At 71.0% G+C, this 22,233-nt stretch carries 20 protein-coding genes; 9 read left to right on the top strand and 11 right to left on the bottom strand.

The genetic code is table 11. The features are described from left to right. Positions 1-97: 97 nt before the first annotated feature. Positions 98-1,777, top strand: a complete 1,680-nt coding sequence (locus AQI95_RS12070) for a penicillin-binding transpeptidase domain-containing protein (protein ID WP_067121239.1) — start codon at positions 98-100, stop codon at positions 1,775-1,777. Here AQI95_RS12070 and AQI95_RS12065 read toward each other — a convergent pair whose 3' ends face one another. Beyond that, positions 1,778-2,116, bottom strand: a complete 339-nt coding sequence (locus AQI95_RS12065) for an SsgA family sporulation/cell division regulator (protein ID WP_067121237.1) — start codon at positions 2,114-2,116, stop codon at positions 1,778-1,780. 169 nt (positions 2,117-2,285) lie between these two features. Here AQI95_RS12065 and AQI95_RS12060 point away from each other — a divergent pair, with 169 nt between their 5' ends. From AQI95_RS12060 to AQI95_RS12045, 4 genes are all read left to right on the top strand, one after another. After that, positions 2,286-3,377, top strand: coding sequence for an energy-coupling factor ABC transporter permease (locus AQI95_RS12060; RefSeq protein ID WP_067121235.1), 1,092 nt, complete (start codon positions 2,286-2,288; stop codon positions 3,375-3,377). Position 3,378: 1 nt separating this feature from the next. Then, positions 3,379-4,131, top strand: coding sequence for a cobalt ECF transporter T component CbiQ (gene cbiQ, locus AQI95_RS12055; protein WP_067121232.1), 753 nt, complete (start codon positions 3,379-3,381; stop codon positions 4,129-4,131). Between the two features lie 5 nt (positions 4,132-4,136). Next, positions 4,137-4,943, top strand: a complete 807-nt coding sequence (locus tag AQI95_RS12050) for an energy-coupling factor ABC transporter ATP-binding protein (RefSeq protein WP_067121230.1) — start codon at positions 4,137-4,139, stop codon at positions 4,941-4,943. 138 nt (positions 4,944-5,081) lie between these two features. Next, a complete protein-coding gene (locus AQI95_RS12045) occupies positions 5,082-6,263 on the top strand; it encodes a serine hydrolase domain-containing protein (RefSeq protein ID WP_067121228.1) in 1,182 nt (393 codons plus the stop codon). Between the two features lie 92 nt (positions 6,264-6,355). On the opposite strand, the gene AQI95_RS12040 is transcribed toward AQI95_RS12045, so the two are convergent. The 3 genes from AQI95_RS12040 to AQI95_RS12030 form a co-directional block, all read right to left on the bottom strand. Further along, the gene (locus tag AQI95_RS12040) at positions 6,356-6,631 is read right to left on the bottom strand and encodes a DUF1876 domain-containing protein (RefSeq protein WP_067121597.1); all 276 of its coding nucleotides are present in this window, start codon (positions 6,629-6,631) and stop codon (positions 6,356-6,358) included. Between the two features lie 93 nt (positions 6,632-6,724). Then, positions 6,725-7,612 (bottom strand): NAD(P)-dependent oxidoreductase, encoded by an 888-nt coding sequence (locus AQI95_RS12035; protein WP_067121226.1) that lies wholly within the window; start codon positions 7,610-7,612, stop codon positions 6,725-6,727. 43 nt (positions 7,613-7,655) lie between these two features. Next, positions 7,656-7,823, bottom strand: a complete 168-nt coding sequence (locus tag AQI95_RS12030) for a hypothetical protein (protein WP_425264876.1) — start codon at positions 7,821-7,823, stop codon at positions 7,656-7,658. Positions 7,824-8,016: 193 nt separating this feature from the next. Here AQI95_RS12030 and AQI95_RS12025 point away from each other — a divergent pair, with 193 nt between their 5' ends. After that, a complete protein-coding gene (locus AQI95_RS12025) occupies positions 8,017-9,120 on the top strand; it encodes a PP2C family protein-serine/threonine phosphatase (protein WP_067121222.1) in 1,104 nt (367 codons plus the stop codon). 60 nt (positions 9,121-9,180) lie between these two features. On the opposite strand, the gene AQI95_RS12020 is transcribed toward AQI95_RS12025, so the two are convergent. Together AQI95_RS12020 and AQI95_RS12015 are read right to left on the bottom strand one after the other, a co-directional pair. Continuing rightward, positions 9,181-11,406 (bottom strand): MMPL family transporter, encoded by a 2,226-nt coding sequence (locus tag AQI95_RS12020; RefSeq protein ID WP_067121220.1) that lies wholly within the window; start codon positions 11,404-11,406, stop codon positions 9,181-9,183. 126 nt (positions 11,407-11,532) lie between these two features. Continuing rightward, complete coding sequence (locus tag AQI95_RS12015; RefSeq protein WP_067121218.1) at positions 11,533-12,165, bottom strand: TetR/AcrR family transcriptional regulator; 633 nt, start codon at positions 12,163-12,165, stop codon at positions 11,533-11,535. Between the two features lie 155 nt (positions 12,166-12,320). Here AQI95_RS12015 and AQI95_RS12010 point away from each other — a divergent pair, with 155 nt between their 5' ends. Then, positions 12,321-15,809: a S41 family peptidase gene (locus tag AQI95_RS12010; protein ID WP_067121216.1), complete on the top strand. Its 3,489-nt coding sequence runs from the start codon at positions 12,321-12,323 to the stop codon at positions 15,807-15,809. A gap of 169 nt (positions 15,810-15,978) precedes the next feature. On the opposite strand, the gene AQI95_RS12005 is transcribed toward AQI95_RS12010, so the two are convergent. The 4 genes from AQI95_RS12005 to AQI95_RS11990 all read right to left on the bottom strand — a co-directional run bounded on the left by AQI95_RS12005 (position 15,979) and on the right by AQI95_RS11990 (position 19,822). After that, positions 15,979-16,272, bottom strand: a complete 294-nt coding sequence (locus AQI95_RS12005; protein ID WP_067121214.1) for a hypothetical protein — start codon at positions 16,270-16,272, stop codon at positions 15,979-15,981. A 123-nt stretch (positions 16,273-16,395) separates the two neighbouring features. Then, on the bottom strand, positions 16,396-17,280 hold the full coding sequence (locus tag AQI95_RS12000; RefSeq protein ID WP_067121212.1) for an SDR family oxidoreductase: 885 nt from the start codon (positions 17,278-17,280) through the stop codon (positions 16,396-16,398). Further along, positions 17,277-18,242: an alpha/beta fold hydrolase gene (locus AQI95_RS11995; RefSeq protein ID WP_067121210.1), complete on the bottom strand. Its 966-nt coding sequence runs from the start codon at positions 18,240-18,242 to the stop codon at positions 17,277-17,279. The genes AQI95_RS12000 and AQI95_RS11995 overlap by 4 nt, the downstream gene beginning before the upstream one ends. Next, on the bottom strand, positions 18,239-19,822 hold the full coding sequence (locus AQI95_RS11990; protein WP_079071213.1) for a flavin-containing monooxygenase: 1,584 nt from the start codon (positions 19,820-19,822) through the stop codon (positions 18,239-18,241). Before AQI95_RS11990 ends, AQI95_RS11995 begins: the two co-directional genes overlap by 4 nt. 242 nt (positions 19,823-20,064) lie before the next feature. Here AQI95_RS11990 and AQI95_RS11985 point away from each other — a divergent pair, with 242 nt between their 5' ends. Beyond that, positions 20,065-20,700, top strand: a complete 636-nt coding sequence (locus AQI95_RS11985; protein ID WP_067121207.1) for a MerR family transcriptional regulator — start codon at positions 20,065-20,067, stop codon at positions 20,698-20,700. A gap of 47 nt (positions 20,701-20,747) precedes the next feature. On the opposite strand, the gene AQI95_RS11980 is transcribed toward AQI95_RS11985, so the two are convergent. Further along, positions 20,748-21,551 carry an exodeoxyribonuclease III gene (locus AQI95_RS11980; protein ID WP_067121595.1) on the bottom strand — a complete coding sequence of 268 codons (804 nt, stop codon included), beginning with the start codon at positions 21,549-21,551 and terminating at the stop codon, positions 20,748-20,750. Between the two features lie 83 nt (positions 21,552-21,634). Between AQI95_RS11980 and AQI95_RS11975 the strand changes: the two genes are divergently transcribed. Beyond that, positions 21,635-22,111 (top strand): GNAT family N-acetyltransferase, encoded by a 477-nt coding sequence (locus AQI95_RS11975; protein WP_107121626.1) that lies wholly within the window; start codon positions 21,635-21,637, stop codon positions 22,109-22,111. Positions 22,112-22,233: the final 122 nt, after the last annotated feature.

Genomic DNA, 22,233 nt, shown 5'->3' with positions numbered 1-22,233 from the left:
ACATCACCCGCAAAGGTGGGGACTTTAGGGTGAGTGCCGTCGTTGGGGAGTGTGTGGGCTACGGGGACCCTGGGGAAGGCACGGAGGAACTGAGGCTGTGGGCAAGAGAAGGCGCGTCGCGGAGCGACGGAACGAGCTACGGAAGACGACCAGACCCGCCGTGCTCGGGATGATCGCCGTGGCCGTCAGCGGCGTGGGGTTCGGCGTCTACGCGCTGACCGACGGCGGTGTGGCGGCCGGCGAGCCCACGTCCGCCGGCGCCGACCACAAGAACGTCAAGACCGGCCCGCCCAGCGCCGCCGAGGTGCGATCGGCCTCCGCCCGCTTCCTCACCGCGTGGCAGCAGGGCAGGATCAGCGAGGCGGCCGCCGCCACCGACGACGCCTCCGCGGCCACCGAGTTGCTCACCGGCTACGGCAAGGACGCCCGCCTGAAGGGCGTCACGCTCACGCCCGGCACCCCCACGGGCGCCAAGGTGCCGTTCTCCGTCAAGGCGACGGTGTCGTACGACAACCTCAGCAAGCCGCTGGCGTACGCCAGTTCGCTGACGGTGGTGCGCCGGGCGAGCGACGGCCGGCCGCTGGTCGACTGGCACTCCGCCGTCGTCCACCCGGATCTGAAGGACGGTGACACGCTCGTCACCGGCGCGTCCGGCACCCCGCCCGTCAAGGCGCTGGACCGGAACGGCGGCGAGCTGACGGCGGCCACGTACCCGTCGCTGGGCCCGGTGCTGGACGGGCTGCGGGAGAAGTACGGCAAGACGGCGGGCGGCAAGGCCGGCATCGAACTGCGCGTGGTGCGCGGCAAGGCCTCGCAGAAGGCCCAGCTGTCGGACAAGACGCTCGTGGAGCTGAGCAAGGGCACGCCGGGCACGGTGAAGACGACGCTGAACCCGGCCCTCCAGGCCGCCGCCGAGCAGCAGGTGGGCAAGCAGGCGAAGGCGTCCGTGGTGGTCGTACGGCCCTCGACGGGTGAGATCCTCGCCGTCGCCAACAGCGGGCACGGCTTCAACGTCGCCTTCCAGGGCTCCCTCGCGCCCGGTTCCACGATGAAGATCGTGACGTCGACGATGCTGTTCGAGAAGAAGCTCATCACTCCCGACGCCTCGCACCCGTGCCCCAAGACGTACAAGCTGGCCGGCTGGACGTTCCACAACGACGACAACTCCGAGATCAAGAAGGGCACGTTCAAGCAGAGCTTCGGGGCCTCCTGCAACAACGCCTTCATCGACTTCGCGCCCAAGCTGTCGAACAGCGACCTGACGCAGGAGGCCCAGCAGGTCTACGGCCTCGGCATGGACAACTGGGCCATCGGCGTCCCGTCGTTCGACGGCTCGGTCCCGGTGCAGAGCGGCGCGCAGATGGGCGCCTCGCTGATCGGGCAGGGCGGGGTGCGCATGAACCCGCTGAACATGGCGTCGGTCGCGGCGACCGTGGAGTCGGGCGCCTTCCACCAGCCGTACCTGGTGTCCCCCTCGGTGGACGACCGCACCCTGGCGAAGGCCGCGCGCACGATGTCCGCCACGACGCAGTCCCAGCTGAAGGACGTCATGCGGTACACGGCGGCGTACGGCACCGCGGCCAAGGCGATGGCCGGCATGAGCGGGGACTACGGCGCCAAGACGGGCTCCGCCGAGGTCGACGGGCAGAAGAAGCCGAACGGCTGGTTCACCGCCTACAAGGGCGACCTCGCCGCCGCCGGTGTGGTCCAGGCGGGCGGCCACGGCGGCGACACGGCCGGGCCGATCGTGGCGGCTCTGCTCAAGACGGGCGGCTGATCAGGTTCCCACCGGCTCCGCCGTGTACGTCCGGTTGAGGAATCGCAGCAACGCCTTCGACTCGAACTGAACCACCTCGACACCGTTGTCGGTGTGGAACTCGACGACGGCCTGCACCCGTCCGCACGGCCACACCCGTACGTCACCGCTCTCGGCCGGTGCTCGCAGTCCCCGTTCCAGCAGCGCGCGGGAGAAGGACCACTCGTGCGGGCCCGGCAGGCCCACCAGGACGGACCGTGGATCGGAGTCGGGGTCGTACCGCAACATCACCGGTACGGCCCCCGGGTCCTCCTCGTCCGTGACGATATGGGCGCGCGCGTACTGCTCGATCACAGACATCGGTTCGCCCCTTCACACTGAGTGACATACATGAAAGTCGTGCTTCCGGTTCCTCTCCAATGTCGCACATTTTCCGGTTCGCGCCTTCGGGAACGGCTTGTCTTACGGAACAGATGAACGACCGCCTGGTTCTTGCAAAGGGTTCGCAACAAAGGCCTAAAATCATTCGGTGCATGTACCTGACGGATTCATAGACGCGCCCACCTCCGCCGTCACCGGGGTGGTCGCCGCCGGCGCCCTCGCGGTGAGCCTGCGTGGCGCCCGCCGTGAGCAGGGGGGCACCTCCCGTGCGGACGAAGCCGACCGTGCGGGAGAGCGGACGGCCCCGCTGGCCGGGCTGGTGGCGGCGTTCATCTTCGCCGTACAGATGCTCAACTTCCCCGTCGCGGCCGGAACAAGCGGCCATCTGCTCGGCGGAGCGCTCGCCGCGATCCTCGTCGGCCCCTTCACGGGTGTGCTCTGTGTCTCCGTGGTGCTGCTGATGCAGGGCGTGCTGTTCGCGGACGGCGGGCTCACCGCGCTCGGCGTGAACGTCACCGACATGGCGATCACCACCACGGTCGTGTCGTACGCCGTGTTCCGCGCGCTGCTCGCCGTCCTGCCCCGCAAGCGGCGCTCGGTCACCGTCGCCTCCTTCGTCGCCGCACTGGTCTCGGTGCCGGCCGCCGCGATCGTCTTCACGCTCCTGTACGCGATCGGCGGGACGACCGACGTCTCCATCGGCAAGGTGGCGACCGCGATGATCGGCGTGCACGTCCTCATCGGCATCGGCGAGGCCGTGATCACGGCGCTCACGGTGAGCGCGGTGATCGCCGTGCGCCCGGATCTCGTGTACGGCGCGCGCGGCCTGCGGCAGCGGCTCAAGTTGCGTGTGGACGGCGCACTTGTGGACGCTCCGGCGCCCGCACTGGCGCGCACGGCGCCCGGGACGGCGCGCACCTCCCGGCGCACGCTGTGGGTGACGGGCCTTGTCGCCTCCCTCGTCCTCGCCGGATTCGTCAGCTTCTACGCCTCCGCGAACCCCGACGGCCTGGAGAAGGTCGCGCACGACAAGGGGATCGACAAGAAGGAGGAGAAGCACGCCGCCGCCGACTCCCCGCTCGCCGACTACGGCGTCAAGAACGTCTCGAACGCCCGGGTGTCCGGCGGCCTCGCGGGCGTGATCGGCGTCGGTGTGACGGTCGTGGCGGGCAGCGCGGTGTTCTGGGCGCTGCGCCGGCGCCGGGCCGAGGACGTCTCCCCTGCGAGCACGGGGCTCTGAGATGGGCGCCGGGCACGCGCACAGGCTGTACCGGCACGGGCACTCACCCGTGCACACCCTGCCGCCGCACACCAAACTGGCGGCCGCCTTCGCCTTCGTCCTGGTCGTCGTGTCGACCCCGCGCGAGGCGATGTGGGCGTTCGGGGCGTACGCCGTCCTGCTCGCGTGTGTCGCCCGTCACGCGCGCGTGCCCGCCGGTTTCCTGCTCAAACGGCTGCTGATCGAGGTGCCGTTCGTGGCGTTCGCGGTGCTCATGCCGTTCGTGGCAGAGGGCGAGCGGGTGCAGGCGCTGGGCCTCTCGCTGAGTGTGAACGGTCTCTGGGGCGCCTGGAACGTGCTCGCCAAGGGCACGCTCGGCGTCGCCGCCTCCGTGCTCCTGGCGTCCACCACCGAACTGCGCGAGCTGCTGCTCGGGCTCCAGCGGTTGAAGCTGCCGGCGCCGCTCGTGCAGATCGCCTCCTTCATGATCCGCTACGGCGACGTCGTCACCGACGAGATGCGCCGGATGCGGATCGCCCGCGAGTCGCGCGGATTCGAGGCGAAGGGCGTACGGCACTGGGGCGTGCTCGCCAAGTCCGCCGGCGCGCTGTTCATCCGCTCCTACGAACGCGGGGAGCGCGTGCACCTGGCCATGGTGAGCCGCGGGTACTCCGGTTCCATGCCGGTCATCGACGAGGTGACCGCGTCCGGCGCGCAGTGGCGGCACGCGCTCACGCTCCCCTGCGCCGCCCTTGTCGTCTCTCTGCTGGGATAGGTCCTGTGAGTACCGCTTCGCGTCCGGCTTCGTCTTCGTCATCGTCTGCGCCTTCGTCTTCGTCTTCGTCTTCACTGGAGGTCTCCGGCCTCGCCTTCGCCTACCCCGACGGCCACCAGGCCCTGTTCGGCGTCGACTTCACGATCACGCGCGGGGAGCGGGTCGCGCTGCTCGGCCCGAACGGCGCCGGCAAGACCACCCTGGTGCTGCACCTCAACGGCATCCTGGGCGGCGGGACCGGCACGGTGACGGTGGCCGGACTGCCCGTCGGCAAGCAGCACATGGCCGCCGTCCGGCAGAAGGTCGGCATCGTCTTCCAGGATCCGGACGACCAGTTGTTCATGCCGACCGTGCGGGAGGACGTCGCGTTCGGGCCGGCCGCCGCCGGGATCAAGGGGGCCGCGCTGGAGGAACGGGTGCGCACCGCCCTGGAGCGCGTCGGCATGCGGGACTTCGCCGACCGCCCGCCGCACCATCTGTCCTTCGGGCAGCGCCGGCGCGTGGCCGTGGCCACCGTGCTCGCCATGGAGCCGGAGATCCTCGTCCTCGACGAGCCGTCCTCCAACCTCGACCCGGCCTCCCGCCGCGAACTCGCCGACATCCTGCGTTCCCTGGACGTCACCGTCCTCATGGTCACCCACGACCTCCCCTACGCCCTGGAGCTGTGCCCGCGCTCCCTCGTCCTCAGTGACGGCGTGATCGCGGCCGACGGGCCGACGGGCGCCCTGCTCCGGGACGAGGAGCTGATGCGGGCGCACCGACTGGAGCTGCCGTTCGGCTTCGATCCGAGGTCCGTGGCAAGGGGCGCGTGACGAAGGGGGACCGCACGGCCGGGAGTCTCTGCTGCAACGTCGACGTAACGATCCTGCTGGGCTGATCCCACCGAGGAATCAAAGGCACGCAGCCCGCGTTCCACCCCCTGTCGCAGGCGATCGGAAGGGACAGCGGGCGTGGACGTGAACGGCACGGTGGCCGAGGGCTTCGAGCCCGTCGAGCAGGCGTTCGCAGCGAACTTCGCGCTGCTCGGGGAGCGCGGCGCGGCCGTGGCCGTGTACCGCGACGGGCACAAGGTCGTCGACCTGTGGGCCGGCACGAAGGACGTCGACGCGATGGCCGGTACGCCGGGTGCGGACCCGTGGGAGCCCGGGACCGCGCAGATCGTACGCTCGGCGACCAAGGGCGTCGTGGCCGCCGCGCTGCTGCTCCTGCACCAGCGCGGCGAGCTGGACCTGGACGCCCCGGTCGGCGCGTACTGGCCCGAGTACAAGGCGGCCGGCAAGGAGCACACGCTCGTCCGCCAGCTGCTCGCCCACCGCGCGGGCGTGCCCGTGCTGGACCGTCCGCTGACCCCCGCCGAGGCCGCCGACCCCGACCTGGGCGCCGCGGCCGTCGCCGCGCAGGCACCGGCGTGGGAGCCGGGCACCGACCACGGCTACCACGCCCAGACCTTCAGCTGGCTCACCGGCGAACTGATCCGGCGGATCACCTCCCGCCCGGTCGGCGCGTGGATAGCGCAGGAGATCGCCGGACCGGTCGGCGCGGACCTGTGGCTCGGCCTGCCGGAGTCGGAGCACGCGCGCGTGGGCCGTGTCGGCCCGGTCGAGCCGCCCGAGACTCCGGGCGGTGGCCTGAAGGCCCGCCCCAAGCGTGCCGTGGCGGAGGCCTACGCCGACCCGGACTCGCTGACCCGGCGCGCGTTCGCCGCGATCACCCCGCTCCCCGACGAGAACGACCCGGCCTACCGCGCGGCCGCCCTGCCCGCCTCCAACGGCATCGCGACCGCCGACGGGCTGGCCCGCTTGTACGCCTCGCTCATCGGCGAAGTGGACGGCGGCACCCGGCTGTTCACCCCGCAGACGATGGAGCTGGCCCGCGGCGAGCAGTCCGCCGGACCGGACCGGGTCCTGGTCGTCGGCACCCGGTTCGGCCTCGGACACATGCTGCACGGAGCCGCGTCCCCGCTGCTCTCCCCCGGCTCGTTCGGCCACCCCGGCCGGGGCGGCGCCCTCGCCTTCGCCGACCCGGAGACCGGCATCGCCTTCGGCTATGTCACCAACGGCTTCCGCAAGAGCGTGACGGCGGACCCGAGGGCGCAGGCGCTGGTACGGGCGGTCCGCACAGCGCTCGCATAGCGCGGTGCGCCCCGGAGCGCACTCCTCGGCGCACCGCGAGATGTCAGCCGTCGCGCGACGTCAGGCCAGGGACGTCACACGTTGCAGGGACGTCACACGTTGATCGAGTGCGAGATCCGCCCGGACTCCGCGTCGATCTCGTCGTGGGCCTTGGTCAGCAGTTGCATGGCCAGTTCGTTGAGGGCACGCGCGCCGGCTATCTCCTCGCCGACCCGGGGCTGGTTGGAGTCGATGTTGTGGCGGGTGGCATGGCCGTGCGCCCGTACCTCCGCGCCGTCGGGCAAGCGCACCAGCGCTGCCGCGCGTGTGTGCTGATCATCCTCCAGGAACTCCAGCTCGACATGCCATCCGACAGTGGTGTGCATCATGACGATCACCTCCGAAAACCGCTGCTTCCAGGGTGCGCCCGAGCACCCCGGCCCGCCATGCCGACGTCCGCCCGGCCACGCCGCGCCCCCGGTCTACCGGCCCTTGGCGTCGAAGCTGGCGAAGTAGGCGGCGGCCATGTCCTCGTCGGCATGCCCGTGGGCGGCGGCCCGGGCGAACCGTTCGGCCGCCGCCTCGGCGACATCGAGCCGTACGCCGCCCCGTTCGCCGGCCTCGACGATGAGCCGCGCGTCCTTCTCGGCGGTGGCCACGGCGAACGACGCCGGGGTCAGCTTGTCGTCGAGCACCAGAGCGGCCTTGGCCCGCAGGTACCCCATGTCGAGCGGTCCTGACCGGATGAGGTCGAAGAAGCTCTGCGGATCGACGCCGAGGCCCTTCGAGAGGGCCAGCACCTCACCGGTCGCCGCGGTGACGGCGAGCACCCAGCTGTTGGCCACCAGCTTCAGCCGGCTGGCGCTGCCCGCGGCCCCGTCCTCTCCGGTCCACACGGTCTTGGCGCCGACGGCGTCGAAGACGGGCGTGACCGTCTTCCGGCCCTCCTCCGGCCCGGCGGCCAGCACGGTCAGCTGACCTGCCTCGGCGGGCTGGCGGGTACCGAGGACCGGGGCGTCGTAGAACACCAGGCCGTGCTCACGGGCGAAGGCGGCAAGGTCGGCGACCAGGTCGATCCCGGCGGTGGTGCACTGCGCCCACACGGTGCCCGGACGCAGCGCCGGGGCGGCCTCGCGCATGACGTCCAGGACGGTGTTGCCGTCGTACAGCATGGTCAGCACCGCATCGGCGCCGTCGACGGCCTCGGTGGGCGTGCCGGTGACCCGGATCCCGTCCGCGGCCAGCGGCTCGGCCTTCTCGCGGGTACGGTTCCAGGCCCGGACTTCGAGCCCGGCACGGGCGAGGTTGCGCGCCATGGCGGCACCCATGATGCCGGTGCCGAGGACGCTGACGGTCGGTTTGCCGGTCATGACGGCTCCTTCGTACGGTTTGTGACGGCCCGACGCCATCCTGCTACGCGGCGTGCAGCATCGGTCCGACCCCCACGGCCAAAAGTCCCGCCGTCGCGTTTCGGGGCGCCCCGAAACGCTCCTTGAAGAACGAACAGGGCGGCGACGGGGAGGCGCGTACGCCCAGTCCGTCCAGCACCGTGTACGCGGCGATCGTCAGCCCGGTCGCCACCAGCGGCGTCACAGCGAGCCGTGGGCGAGGACCCGGGTGCGGGTGCGGTCGGTGTACAGCGCACGCGACTGAGTCGGCATGCCCGTGCGAGGCGACATGTGCCCATACGGCCGTCGCACGACTGGCACGCGAATCGGGGCCTGAGGATGCTTGATCGTGTGGTGTACGGCACGGCAGAGACAGGAGCGGGTACATGGGAGCAGCGAGCGGAAGGCGCGCCACCGGCAGAGGCTGGTGTCTGCTCCACCTTCAGCTGCTGCCCGTCGTCCTGCTCGTCGGAGGCGCGTTCTTCGACTACAGCACCGCTCCGCACGTCAGCGGAGAAGCCTTCTACACAGCCGCGCCGATGGCAGCCGCCGCACTGCTGTCGCTTCGCGCGACGGTCCTGGCGGGCATCGGCGCCTGTGCCACGGACGTCGCGCTCCTCGCCCACTTCGGCCTGCTGACGGATTCCGGTGGGCAGAGCGAGCTGGCCGCGGTCGTGACCGTCTCGGCCCTCGCCGTCGTCGTCAACCGGCTCATGCACTACAGCAACCTGCGTCTGGAGTCCGCGCGCAGAATCGCCGTGGCCGTCCAGCGCGCCGTGCTGCCGCAACTGCCGTCCTCGATGGGCCCGGTGCGGATCGCCGTGCGCTACCGGCCGGCCGTGAAGGACGCGCAGATCGGTGGCGACCTGTACAGCGCCCAGGACACCCCGTACGGCGTGCGCTGTCTGGTCGGGGACGTACGGGGCAAGGGCATGGACGCGGTCCAGGCGGTGGACGTGGCCATGGGGGTGTTCCGGGAGGCCGCCGACGAGGAACCCACGCTCGTCTCGATCACGGCCAGGCTGGAGCGGGCCCTGCTGCGGGAAAGATCGCGCCGGACGGGACCCGAGCGCACCGAGGGGTTCGTCACCGGCATTCTCGTCGAGATCCCGCACCGCGGCGATGAACTGCGACTGGTCAACCGCGGCCACCCGGCGCCTCTGCTTCTGCACGCCGGCCAGGTGCGCAGCGCGGAACCGTCCGAACCGGCCCTCCCCCTGGGACTGGCGGAGCTGAGCGCCGACCAGGACCGGAGCGACACGGTGCCCTTCCCCCCGGGAGCGACGCTCCTGCTGTACACCGACGGGCTGACCGAGGCCCGCAACCGCGCCGGGGACTTCTACGACCCCGCGGCCGGGCTGACCGGGCGCGACTTCCCCGGACCGGACGAGCTGCTCGACGCCCTCCTGGCCGAGGTGAGCCGCCACGCCGGCGGCCGCATCACCGACGACCTGGCACTGCTCGCGGTCACCCGGGACGGAGGCCGGTGAGGGTGCAGCCCCGTCCCCACGGGCACCCTCACCGGCCGGTCAGCCGTCGGAAGCGGTACGTCAGACCCGTACCAGCTCCCGCTCCCCGTCCGGATCGGCGTCCTTGCGGTCCGCCGCGGACAGGGTGCGCAGGCCTTCGCCCTCGACATCCACGTTGGGCAGGACACGGTCGAGCCACTTCGGCAGCCACCAGGCCCGCTTGCCGAGCAGGGCGAGCACCGCCGGGACGATGGCCATACGGACGATGAACGCGTCGAAGAAGACGGCGATCGCGAGGCCGAAGCCGATCATCTTGACCATCGACTCACTGGAGCCGATGAAGCCGGAGAAGACGGCGATCATGATGACGGCGGCGGCCGTGACGACCCGTGCGCCGTGCTTGAAGCCCGTCACCACCGCCTGGGTGGGCTTCTCGCCGTGGACGAACGCCTCTCGCATCCGGGTCACGAGGAAGACCTCGTAGTCCATCGCGAGACCGAAGACGACACCCACCATGAAGATCGGCATCATCGACATGACGGGGCCGGTCTCCTCGACGTTGAACAGGCTGGACAGCCAGCCCCACTGGAAGACCGCGACCACGGCGCCGAGGGCCGCCATCACGCTGAGCAGGAAGCCGAGGGCCGCCTTCAGCGGGACGAGGACCGAGCGGAAGACCACGATCAGCAGCAGGAACGCGAGGCCCACCACCAGTGCCAGGTACGGCAGCAGCGCGTCGTTCAGCTTCTGCGAGACGTCGATGTTCATCGCCGTCGTACCGGTGACCAGGAGCTTGGAGTCCGTCTCCTTGGTGATGTCCGCGCCCTTGTCACGGATGGCGTGCACCAGGTCCTCGGTCGTCTTGGAGGACGGCTTGGACTTGGGTACGACCGTGATCGTCGCGGTGTCACGGGCCTTGTTGGCCTGGGCCGGGGTGACCGTGACGACGTCCTTCAGGCCCTTGATCTCGTTGCCGACCTTGGTGAAGGCGGCTTCGGGGTCGGCGCTGCCCTTGGCGTCGACCACGACCATCAGCGGGCCGTTGAAGCCGGGCCCGAAGCCCTCGGAGAGCAGGTCGTAGGCGCGGCGCTGGGTGGTGGAGGTGGGCTGCGAGCCGTCGTCGGGCAGGCCCAGCTCCAGGGAGGCGGCGGGGATCGCCGCCGCGCCGAGGCCGAGCACACCGAGCAGCAGAACCGCGACCGGGCGCCGTATGACGAAGCTCGCCCAGCGGGTGCCCATGTTGGGCCGGCCCGGCTTCTTCGGCGTACGGCCGCCACCGAGCAGCTTGCTCTTCTCGCCGGCCGGCTTGATCTTGCGGCCCGCGTAGCCGAGCAGCGCGGGGATCAGGGTCAGCGCGATGAGGACGGCGATGGCGACGGTACCCGCCGCCGCGACGCCCATCTTGGTGAGCATCGGGATGTTGACGACCGACAGGCCGACCAGGGCGATGACGACGGTCAGACCGGCGAAGACCACCGCCGAGCCCGCGGTGCCGACGGCCCGTCCTGCGGCCTCCTCGCGCTCGCGGCCCTCCGCCAGTTCGGCTCGGTAGCGGGAGACGATGAAGAGGGCGTAGTCGATGCCGACGGCCAGGCCGATCATCGACGCGAGGGTGGAGGTCGTGGAGCCGAGGTCCAGGGCGCTGGCCAGCGCGGTGATCGTGGACACGCCGATACCGACGCCGATGATCGCGGTGAGCAGCGGGAATCCGGCCGCGAGCAGCGAACCGAAGGTGATCACGAGGACGACGGCGGCGATACCGATGCCGATGACCTCGCTGGAGCCGGTCTCCGGGGTCGCGCTCAGCGCGTCACCGCCGACCTCGACACTCAGCCCGGCGTCGCGTGCGTGCTGCGCGGCGCCCTTCAGGGCGTCCCGGGTGGAGTCCTTCAGCTCCATGCCGGAGACCTTGTACTTCACCGAGGCGTAGGCGATCGTGCCGTTCTTGCTGACGGCGTGCCCGAGGTAGGGGTCGGCGACGGAGGCGACCTCGGAGCCGCTGCCCAGCTCCTTGACGGTCTTCTCGACGGTCGCCTTGTTGAGCTTGTCGGTCATCTTCTCGCCGCTCGGCGCCTTGAAGACGACACGCGCGGTGGCGCCGTCGGCACTCATGCCGGGGAAGCGCTGTTCCAGCAGGTCGAAGGCCTTCTGCGCCTCGGTGCCGGGGATGGAGAAGGAGGTGTTGCCGGCGGGCGGCGCGGAGGCGGCGCCCACCCCGGCGAGGGTGAGCAGCGCGATCCATATGAGGGCGACGAAATGCCGTCGCCGGAAGGCGAGACGGCCGAGTTTGTAGAGCATCGTGGCCACGGAGACGTACTCCCGGTCAGGTCGTGGGGTTCATCAGGGCAGGGGTGATCAGCCCGACGACGTGAGCGGTGACGTCAGATGGTGGGCTTGTCCGGGGAGGGTGTTCGCAGGAGATTCAGCCGGTGGTCAGGGGTGACCGACGGCCGGTCCCGGGTGATCGGGTGGGACGACGCCGAGGGCGGGGAGGACCACGGCGTCGATGTACGAGGTGAGGAAGGCCTGGGTGGGCGGCTGATCGTCCAGCAGGGCGCGGGTCGCGAAGCCGCCGACCATCATGTGCACCATGAAGTCGAGGGCCGGGCAGTCGGGACGGACCTCGCCCCGGTCGACCGCGCGCTGCAGCACCTGTCGGAAACCGCCCATCTCGGGGTCGACGATCTGCTCCCGGAAGGCCCGGCGCAGATCGTCGTTGTGATGCATCGCCATGGCGACGCCCCGCATCAGCGCGGAGTTCTGCTCCATGGTGCAGTCGTCCTCCAGCGCCACGAGGGCGTGCAGGTCGCCGCAGATGGAGCCGGTGTCGATGTCCCCCACATGGCCGCGCTTGCTGTGCCGCAGCGCCTTGACGACCAGCTCGGCCTTGCCGCCCCACTGGCGGTAGAGCGTGGCCTTGCTGGACCGGGTGCGGGCAGCGACGGCGTCCATGGTGAGAGCGTCGTAGCCGACCTCCCGGAGCAGGTCGAGCACGGCCTCGTACAACTCGGCCTCGCGCTCGGGCGTGATCCGACTGCGACGCGTCGTTGCGACGACCTCGGTCATGCCGCTCACCTTCCCACTCCGGAGCCTTCGGTTCTGTATCACCAAGAAGATACCCGCTCCGCGTGCGAAACGAAACAGTTTCGTACGTGCTCTGGGTCACGAACGTGAGGGCTGCATAAGTTGCTGGGCCCCTGCGGGCGGAAAAGCATGGGGAGGTGAGCTATCTGCGCCTTCCCCACCTCAGCGGCGACCTGCTGTGCTTCGTGTCCGAGGACGACCTCTGGCTGGCCCCCCTCGACGCCCCGGGCCGGGCCTGGCGACTCACGGCGGACCGCACGAAGTCCGGGCACCCGCGCTTCTCTCCCGACGGCCGCCACATCGCGTACACGACGTGGCGCAGCCTGGTGCCCGAGATCCACCTCGTGGCCGTCGACGGCGGCCCCGCGCGACAACTGACCTACTGGGGCAGCGCCGACACCCAGGTCTGCGGCTGGACCCCGGAAGGCGACATCCTCGCGGTGGCCTCGCACGGCCAGCCCTTCTCCTACTTCACCTGGGCCTACAAGATCTCCACCGACGGCGACCCCGGCGGCCGGCTGCCCTGGGGCCCGGTCGCCGACATCCAGGTCGCCGACGTCGCCGGCGAGCACAAGACCCTCCTGCTCACCGGCACCCCACCGCACGAACCGGCCTCCTGGAAGCGCTACCGCGGCGGCGCCATGGGCCGGCTCTGGCTGCACGGGCAGCAACTCGTGCCCGACATCGGCGGCCATCTGGCCTGCCCCATGTTCGTCGCCGGCCGGATCGCCTTCCTCTCCGACCACGAAGGCGTCGGCAACCTCTACTCCTGCGCGCACGACGGCAGCGACCTGCGCCGCCACACCGACCACGACGCCTTCTACGCCCGGCACGCCTCCAGCGACGGCACGCGGGTGGTCTACCAGTGCGCGGGCGACCTGTGGCTGGTGGACGACCTCTCCCCGGACGCCGTACCGCGCAGGCTCGACATCCGCCTCGCCGGCCCGGCCACCGGGCGCCGCCGGTACCAGGTGCCGGCCGCGCAGAACGTCGACGGCATCTCCGTGGACGAGACCGGCCGGGCCAGCGCCGTCGTCGTACGCGGCAGCCTGTACTGGCTCACCCACCGCGACGGCCCCGCCCGTACGATCGCCGACACGCCCGGCGTACGGGTACGGCTGCCGGAGATGCTGGGGACGACCGGCCAGGTCGCGTACATCACCGACGCGGAGGGCGAGGACGCCGTCGAGATCGCCCAGCTGCCCCGCGCGACCGGCGACCTCCCGCCCCACCGGCTCGCCTGCGGCGCACTGGGCCGAGTCCTGGAGATGGCCTGCGACCCCGAGGGCGAACGGCTGGCGGTCGCCTCGCACGACGGCCGGCTGCTCTTGATCGACGTGTCGGAGGAGGCGGTCGGGGAAACGGTCGGGGAAGCGGTCGGGGAAACGGTCGGGGAAGGCGGGGAGGCCCGGGGGAGCGACGACGAAGCCGCCACGAGCGGCGGCGGCGAGACCGCCGCGGCTGCGGCAGGCACGGGCGACGGCGAGGGCACGGGAGCCGCGGCCGACGAGCAGGACTCCGGACCTGCGACCGAAGCCGACGAACAGGACAGCGCACCCTCGACGGCCGCCGAAGCCGACGAACCGGACACCGCACCCGCGACAGCCGCCGAAGGCCGTGTCACCGAGCTGATCCGCTCCGTCAACGGCCCCGTCCGCGACCTCGCCTTCTCCCCGGACGGTGCATGGCTCGCCTGGTCCCACCCGGGCATCGGCCGCTCCCTGCGCCAGATCAAGCTGGCCCGGATCAAGGACCGGCTGATCGTGGACGTGACCAACGGCCGCTTCGAGGACGAGAACCCCGTCTTCACCCGCGACGGCCGCTATCTCGCCTTCCTCTCCTGGCGCGGCTTCGACCCGGTGTACGACGTCCACACCGGCGACCTGTCCTTCCCGCTCGGCTGCCGCCCGTACCTCGTCCCGCTGAACTCGGCGACCCCCTCCCCCTTCGCCCTGAACCCCGAGGGCCGTCCCGCGGCCGGCGGGCTCGACCCGGTCGAGGACGAGGAGACGGGCGAGGCAGGCACGGTGACGGTGGAGATGGAGGGCCTGGAGAGCAGGGTCACCCCGTTCCCCGTGATCGCCTCCAAGTACTCCGCGTTGTCCCCGGTCGCGGGCGGCGGACTGGTCTGGCTGCGCTGGCCGATCTCCGGCGCGCTCGGCGAGACCTTCGTCAACCCGGCCGACATCAGCGGTCGCCCGACCCTGGAGTACTTCAACATCACCAAGGCGAAGAAGTCCGAACTGGTCGACCACATGGACTGGTTCGCGGTCAGCGGCGACGGCTCCCGGCTCGTCGTCGTGGACGAGGGCGAGCTGCGCGCGGTGCCCTCGACGGAGTCCGGCGACGCGGACACGACCGTCTGGATCGACCTGCGCCGCATCCTGCACGAGGTCGACCCGCCCGCCGAGTGGCGCCAGGCCTACGACGAGGCGGGACGGATCATCCGCGCCTACTTCTGGGACCCGGGCATGTGCGGCATCGACTGGGACGCCGTGCTCCGCCAGTACCGCCCGCTGGTCGAACGGGTGGCCTCCCCCGACGAATTCGCGGATCTCCTCCGAGAGGTCCTCGGCGAACTGGGCACGTCGCACGCCTATGTCACCGCCGCCCGCCGCAACGAGGGCCCGCCCCACTACCAGCGCTGGCAGGGCCTGCTCGGCGCCAACCTCGTGCGGCGCGACGGCCACTGGATGGTCAAGCGCATCCTGCCCGGCGACTCCTCCGACTCCAAGGCCCGCTCACCGCTGGCCGGCACGGGTATCCGCGAGGGCGCCGTCCTGACCCACGTCGACGGCCGCTCCGTCGATCCGGTGACCGGCCCGTTCCCGCTCCTCGCCGGCTCCGGCGGTACGACCGTGGAGCTGACGTTCACCCCGGCGGAAGGGGAGTCGGGGCGGGCCCGCCGGGTCGCCGTCGTCCCGCTCGTCGACGAACGGCCGCTGCGCTACCAGGACTGGGTCGCCAAGCGCCGCGAGGTCGTACGGGAGCTGAGCGGCGGCAAGTGCGGCTATCTGCACATCCCCGACATGGGCGGCTCCGGCTGGGCCCAGTTCAACCGCGACCTGCGCATGGAGGTCTCCCGGCCCGCCCTGATCGTGGACGTGCGCGGCAACGCGGGCGGCCACATCAGCGAACTCGTCATCGAGAAGCTGACCCGGACGATCCTGGGCTGGGACCTGACGAGGGACGCGCAGCCGGTGTCGTACACCTCGAACGCGCCGAGGGGCCCGATCGTCGCCCTCGCCGACGAGGCGACCTCCTCGGACGGCGACATGATCACCGCCGCGTTCAAGCTGCTGAAACTCGGGCCGGTGGTCGGCACCCGCACCTGGGGCGGGGTCGTCGGCATGACCGGCCGCCACCGGCTGGGCGACGGCACGGTCATCACGGTGCCGATGAACGCGGCCTGGTTCGACGCCTACGGCTGGTCCGTGGAGAACCACGGCGTCACCCCCGACCTGGAGATCATGCGCACCCCCCTGGACTGGGCGGAGGGCCGGCACGCCCAGATGGACGACGCGATCCAACTGGCCCTGGACCTCCTGGAAACCACCCCCGCCGCCGTACCCCCCGACTACACCGACACCCCCGACCGCTCCCGCCCCGACCTCCCAAGGAGGTGACCGGAGGACCGGGAGGGCCCGGAGGACCGGGAGGGCAACCACACGACGGGCGCCGGACCGAGAAGGGGCGCGGGGAACCGCACGCCAGGCCCGAACACGCAAAAGACGTGGGGCACCCTCCACGAGGAAGGGCACCCCACGCCGAACCGGCTGAAGCCGAGCGCGGCGACTACGCGTCGTAGTCCCGATCGAAGCGGTCTTCCATCTCCTGCTCCGAGTCCTCGATGTCGCGCATGTTCTGCCGACCACGCTCGGACACCGGCCGCTGCCCCTGCTGGCCACGCTGCGGCTGGCCCTGCTGGCCCTGCTGGCCCTGCTGGCCGCGCTGCGGCTGGCCCTGCTGACCCTGCTGGCCGCGCTGCTGCCCGCGCTGGCCGGCCCGCTCACGCCCCTCGTTGAGCTTGTCCTTGGCCTGGTTGTGCAACTCGCCGGCCTGGTCCTTGAACTGGTCCTTCATACCCATGTGGGTTCACTCCTGTGGTGAGTGAGGGTGGGGGTGGGGGTGGCCCTGATCGAGACCCCTCGGCGGGGCTCCTCGGTGGGACCTCGACCAGATTCACACGGGCGACCACGCAACGCATGTGGATCAGTCACGGTGCGTAGACCGCGCCTCCTCGTCGGCCGCGCCTCCCGCACCCACGAGCCCCGAGCGCATCCCCTGCAGACGGGGCGCGAACCGCTTCATCTCGCGCTGCCCGACCGACCCGATGAGCGCCGGCAGATAACCGCGCACGCCCTGCATGCCGCGCAACCACCACTGCCCGTACACATGCGCCGAGCGCCGCTCGATCCCGGCGACCAACCGGTCCACCGCCGGCCCCAGCGGATACGTCTTGTTCGACGGCCACGGCAGCCGCTGCCGCAACTCGCGCATGACGTCGTCCTGGTCGGCGCCGCGCACCATGTCGGTATCGGTCCAGGACAGGTAGCCGACGCCGACGCGCACGCCCTGGTAGCCGACCTCGGCGCGCAGACTGTGCGCGTACGCCTCCACGCCCGACTTGGACGCGCAGTACGCCGTCATCATCGGCGCCGGGGTGATCGCGGCGAGCGAGGCGATCTGCAGCAGATAGCCCCGGCTCTCCGCCAGCACCGGCAGGAACGCCCGCGCGGTCACCGCCGAACCGATCAGATTCACCTCGATCACCCGCCGCCAGGCCTGCGGATCGGAGTCGACGAACGGACCGCCCGCCGCCACACCGGCGTTGGCCACCACGATGTCGACCTTCCCGAACCGCTCCTTCACCTCCTGCGCGACCCGGCCCATCGTCTCGTGGTCGGTGACGTCGGCGTACCAGTAGGCGCTGTCACTGTGCAGGCGCGAGGAGACGTCCTTGAGCGCCTCCTCCTCCAACCCGACCAACGCGACCTTCGCGCCGCGCGCGGAGAGCTTGCGCGCCAGCAGCTCACCGACGCCGCGCGCCGCTCCGGTGACGACGGCTACCTGCCCTTCGAGGCTGACCCTGCTCATGCGCCCTCCTTGATCTGCGCCGGGGTGGCACGGTGCGCGTCCTCGGGGTCGGCCCCCGCGACGGTGACATACGTGGTGGCGAGGTCCCGGATCCTGCCGGTCACCAGATCGGGGGCCTCGATCGGAGTCATGTGGCCGACGCCGGTCAGCTCGGTGAGGCCGACGCAGTGCGGCAACGCGGCGACCAGCGCGCGGGCGTGCACGGGGGGTGTGAGCCGGTCGGACGCGCCGTGCACGACCGCGGTGGGCGCGTGCAACTCCCTTACGCCGTGGTCGAGATCGAGCGCCTCGAGCACCTGCGCCCACGCATGGCGCACAGCGCGCGGACAGGCGTGCACGATCCGCGCGCACGCCTCCACCATGTGCGGGGCGGAACCGGCGCCCATCGTGGCGTACTTGAGTACGCGCTTCGCGACCGGCGTGACCGGCCCGAGCGGGGCGCTCGAACCGAGAATGCGCCCGGTGATCCAAGTACGCACGCGCCCAGCGCGCAACGGCACCACACGCGCCTCCGCGACCAGCCGCGAACTGCCGGTGCTGCACAGCAGGACGGCGGCGGCGTGTTCGCGGAAGCGGGGGCGCGCGGCCGAGGCCATCACCGTCATGCCGCCCATGGAGTGCCCGACGATCAGCGCCTTCTCTCCGCGCGCAAGCGTCTGCGCAAGCACTGCTTCCAGATCGTCCGCCAGCGCGTGGGTGGTGCACGCGGGGCTCGCGGGACTGCGCCCGTGCCCTCTCTGGTCGTACGCGATCACGCGGTGGTCGGCGGCCAGGTCCCGTATCTGCGCGGCCCAGAAGGCGGTCGAGCAAGTCCATCCGTGGGAGAGGACGACGGGGGGCGCGTCCTCGGGTCCGTGCACCTCGACGTGCAGTCGCGCGCCGTCGGCGGAGACGACGGTGAGTTCACGGGCAGGGCTGGGCGGGGCGTACGGTCCGGAGACCACGGCGGCAGGACGGCTCATGCGGCGCCCTCGCTCTGCTGAGCGCTGCTGGCGTGCGCGGGCATGGACTTCTCGGTGGCACGCGCGGATCGCTTGGTGGCGCGCGCCGGCTCGCCCTTCTCCTTCACACCGGGCTTGCGGATGACCTCGTACTCCCCCAGATCCACCCGCCGGGTCGCACGCCGGAACTCGGACGTCGTACCGGGCCAGATGGTGGTGTTGCGACCGCTCGCGTCCAGGTACCAGCTGGTGCAGCCGCCGGTGTTCCACACCGTACGCTTCATGCGCTCCTGGACCTTGCGGTTCCAGTCCTCGACGGCCGCAGGCCGGGCATCGAGGGCCGTACGGCCGCCGAGGACGTCCAGTTGCCGCAGATAGTCGGCCATGTAGTTCAGCTGGGACTCGATCATGAGGATCATGGAGGAGTTCCCGAGGCCGGTGTTGGGCCCGATGATCGTCATCCAGTTGGGGAACCCGGCTGCCGCGGCGCCGCGCAGCGCCTGCATGCCGGACTTCCAGGATTCCGCGAGTGTGACGCCCTCCGCCCCGACCACCCGCTCGGCGATCGGCATGTCCGTGACGTGGAAGCCCGTACCGAAGATGATCGCGTCGACCTCGGTCTCGGTGCCGTCGGCCGCGACGACGGTCGACCCGCGGATCTCGCTGAGCCCACTCGCGACGACATCCACATTCGGCTGGGCCAGCGCCGGGTAGTACTCGCTGGACAGCAGGATCCGCTTGCAGCCGATGCGGTAGTCGGGGGTGAGCTTGGCGCGCAGGGCCGGGTCCTTGATGGCACGGGCCATGTTGCGTTTGGCGAGCTGCTCGACCAGGCCGAGTTCGTCGGGGCGCTTGGTGAACGCCTGGACCTGCAGCTCCCGGATGCCCCACAGCATTCCGCGCCTGAGCTGGGTGGTGAAGGGCACCGACCGGTGCAGCCAGCGCTCGCCACCGCTGATGGCGCGGTCGACGCGGGGCATCACCCACGGTGGGGTGCGCTGGAAGAGGGTGAGCCGGCCGACCTGACGCTGGATCGCGGGCACGATCTGGATGGCGGACGCACCGGTGCCGACCATGGCGACGCGCTTGCCCCGCAGGTCGTAGTCGTGGTCCCAGCGGGCGGAGTGGAACACCTTGCCCGGGAAGGACTCGAGGCCCGGGATCTCGGGGGTCTTCGGGTCGGACAGCGGCCCGGTCGCGGAGACGACCACGTCTGCGGTGAGCGACCCGCGCGCGGTCTCGATGGTCCACCGCAGATTCTCGGCGTCCCAGCTCATCAGCTTGACCTCGGAGTCGAAGCGGATGTGCCTGCGCAGTCCGAAGAGGTCGGTGACGTGCTCCAGATAGGCGCGGATGTGGCGCTGCCCGGAGAAGGTGCGCGGCCAGTCGGGATTGGGCGCGAAGGAGAAGGAGTAGAGGTGGGAGGGCACGTCACAGGCGCACCCGGGGTAACTGTTGTCCCGCCAGGTGCCGCCGACGCTGTCCGCCCGCTCCAGGACGACGAAGTCGGTGATCCCTTCGCGGCGCAGCCTCACGGCGGCCCCCAGTCCGCCGAACCCGGACCCGATCACCGCCACCCGTACATGCTCGTGCTCGGCCATCCCGAAGCCTCCACGCATCACCTTGGACTCTGCCAGTGAATACTGGCGCAATGGGACTGTAGAGCAGCTCCGTACCGAGCGGTAGGGGTCGGGAAGGGAAAGTTACCGGCGGTACAACATAGGCTGCGGGCGTGGCAGACGACGGTGCAGACAAGGCGGGTCAGGGCGGCCGACACGAAGAACGGGACGGCGCACACGGCGCACACCACGGCGCGCACAGCCCTGGACCACGCGAGTACCGCATGGAGGAGCTGGCGCGACTGGCCGGCATCACCGTGCGCACGCTGCGCTTCTACCGCGAGCGCAAGCTGATCCCACCACCCCGCCGCGAGGGCCGCATCGCCTGGTACGACGACCACCATCTGGCTCGCCTGCGCACCATCGCCGCCCTGCTGGAGCGCGGTCACACCCTCAACGGCATCGCCGAGCTGGCCGAGGCTTTCGACCACGGCCGCGACGTCGCCGACCTCCTCGGCGTCGGCACCCCCACCGAGGAGGAACCGGTCCGCCTCACTCCGGAGGAACTCGCCGCCCGCTTCGAGGGCGAGGTCACCCCCGACAACCTCGCCGCCGCCATGGAACTGGGCTATCTCGGCACCGACGGGGACGAGATCGTCCACATCAGCCGCCGCCTGCTGGACGTCTCGTCCGCACTGGTCCGCGAGGGCATCCCGCTCGGCGACGTCCTCACGGCCGCCGCCCGTGTCCGCGAACACGCCGACGCCCTGGCCGAACTCTTCGCCGACCTGATCCTGCGCCACGCCCCCGAGGAGGACGTCCACCGCCTGCGCCCCCTGGCGCGCAGCGTGGTGGAAGCCGAGCTCTCCCTGGCCCTGGACCGCCGCCTCAACAAGGAGAAGGGCGCGCAGGACGCCTGAATGCGCTCCGGCGCGTCGCACGAGGCGCACGCGCGGGGCTCGTGCGCCTACAGGTCGTAGACGACAGTCACCGGCGCATGGTCGGACCAGCGCTCGGCATGCGTGGCCGCGCGCTCGACGAAGCCCTTGACGGCCTTGCCGGCGAGCCCTGGCGTGGCGACGTGGTAGTCGATGCGCCAGCCGGAGTCGTTGTCGAAGGCCCGCCCGCGGTAGGACCACCACGAGTACGGCCCCTCGGCCTCCGGGTGCAGGGCGCGTACGACATCGACGTAGCCGCCCTCCTCCGCGGCGAACACCCGGCCGAGCCACTCCCGCTCCTCGGGCAGGAAACCGGAGTTCTTGGTGTTGCCGCGCCAGTTCTTGAGGTCTGCTTGCTGGTGGGCGATGTTCCAGTCTCCGCAGACGACGACCTCACGGCCGTCGGCGGCAACCTGCTCACGCAGGGCCTCGAGGTGGTCGAGGAACTCGCCCATGAAGCGGACCTTCTCGTCCTGCCGCTCGGTGCCGACCTCGCCGGAGGGCAGATAGAGCGAGGCGACCGTGACACCGGGCAGGTCGGCCTCGACGTAGCGCCCGCTGCCGTCGAACTCCGCCGAGCCGAAACCGACCCGGACACGGTCCGGCTCGCGCCGCGTGTAGAGGGAGACGCCGGCGCGCCCCTTGGCGGCGGCCGGCGCGTGCACGACGTGCCAGCCGTCGGGCTCTCGCACCTGCTCGGGCAGCTGATGCGGCTCGGCGCGCACCTCCTGCAGGCAGACGACATCCGCAGAGGTCTGCGCGAGCCACTCCACGAAGCCCTTCTTGGCAGCGGCTCGCAGTCCGTTCACGTTCACCGAGGTCACAGTCAGCACCAGGGCACGATACCGGCACACTGGTTGAGGTCCACCCCACTCAGCCCGACGGTCACCGTCTGCATAGAAGTACGATGCCCAGCATGAACATACGCCGTGTTCGATTCGATCACCCCGACGCAGTCAAGCTCAACGACGAGGTCCAGGCCGAGTACCGCCTGCGCTACGGCGACGGCGGCGACGCCACGGTCCTCCACTCCGACGACTTCACCCCGCCCCAGGGCGTGTACCTGATCGCGTACGACGAACACGACCGCCCCGTCGCGACCGGCGGCTGGCGCAGCCAGAACCGCAACGACGAGGGCAACGAGGACGGCGACGCCGAACTCAAGCGCATGTACGTGGTCGCGGACATGCGCGGCCGGGGTCTCGCGCGCCGCATGCTCACAGCCCTGGAGGAGGACGCCCGCATCGCGGGCCGTCTCCGCATGGTCCTGGAGACGGGCACCAAGCAGCCGGAGGCCATCACGCTGTATGCCTCCAGCGGCTACGAACCGTGCACCAAGTTCGGCTACTACCGCCACCACGAGGAGAGCCGCTGCTTCGCGAAGGCCCTCTGAGTCTGTAACTCGGATCACACCAGGCCCGCTTGAGTTCCGGCGGGCCTGTACGCGAGCCACGACCGCACACAAACACGATGAAGCCCCTGTCGACTGTCGCCGACAGGGGCTTCATGCTGCGT

The organism is Streptomyces yokosukanensis (assembly GCF_001514035.1).
In the GTDB taxonomy this organism is placed as follows: domain Bacteria; phylum Actinomycetota; class Actinomycetes; order Streptomycetales; family Streptomycetaceae; genus Streptomyces; species Streptomyces yokosukanensis.
This window is presented reverse-complemented; position numbering and strand designations above follow the sequence as displayed.

What these genes read in the sequence shown, in the direction of transcription:
- AQI95_RS12065 (WP_067121237.1), bottom strand. Translation starts at nt 2,116, where the DNA reads ATGTCTGTGATCGAGCAGTACGCGCGCGCCCATATCGTCACGGACGAG.
- cbiQ (WP_067121232.1), top strand. Translation starts at nt 3,379, where the DNA reads ATGGGCGCCGGGCACGCGCACAGGCTGTACCGGCACGGGCACTCACCC.
- AQI95_RS12040 (WP_067121597.1), bottom strand. Translation starts at nt 6,631, where the DNA reads ATGATGCACACCACTGTCGGATGGCATGTCGAGCTGGAGTTCCTGGAG.
- AQI95_RS12035 (WP_067121226.1), bottom strand. Translation starts at nt 7,612, where the DNA reads ATGACCGGCAAACCGACCGTCAGCGTCCTCGGCACCGGCATCATGGGT.
- AQI95_RS12025 (WP_067121222.1), top strand. Translation starts at nt 8,017, where the DNA reads ATGGGAGCAGCGAGCGGAAGGCGCGCCACCGGCAGAGGCTGGTGTCTG.
- AQI95_RS12015 (WP_067121218.1), bottom strand. Translation starts at nt 12,165, where the DNA reads ATGACCGAGGTCGTCGCAACGACGCGTCGCAGTCGGATCACGCCCGAG.
- AQI95_RS12005 (WP_067121214.1), bottom strand. Translation starts at nt 16,272, where the DNA reads ATGGGTATGAAGGACCAGTTCAAGGACCAGGCCGGCGAGTTGCACAAC.
- AQI95_RS12000 (WP_067121212.1), bottom strand. Translation starts at nt 17,280, where the DNA reads ATGAGCAGGGTCAGCCTCGAAGGGCAGGTAGCCGTCGTCACCGGAGCG.
- AQI95_RS11995 (WP_067121210.1), bottom strand. Translation starts at nt 18,242, where the DNA reads ATGAGCCGTCCTGCCGCCGTGGTCTCCGGACCGTACGCCCCGCCCAGC.
- AQI95_RS11990 (WP_079071213.1), bottom strand. Translation starts at nt 19,822, where the DNA reads ATGGCCGAGCACGAGCATGTACGGGTGGCGGTGATCGGGTCCGGGTTC.
- AQI95_RS11985 (WP_067121207.1), top strand. Translation starts at nt 20,065, where the DNA reads ATGGAGGAGCTGGCGCGACTGGCCGGCATCACCGTGCGCACGCTGCGC.
- AQI95_RS11975 (WP_107121626.1), top strand. Translation starts at nt 21,635, where the DNA reads ATGAACATACGCCGTGTTCGATTCGATCACCCCGACGCAGTCAAGCTC.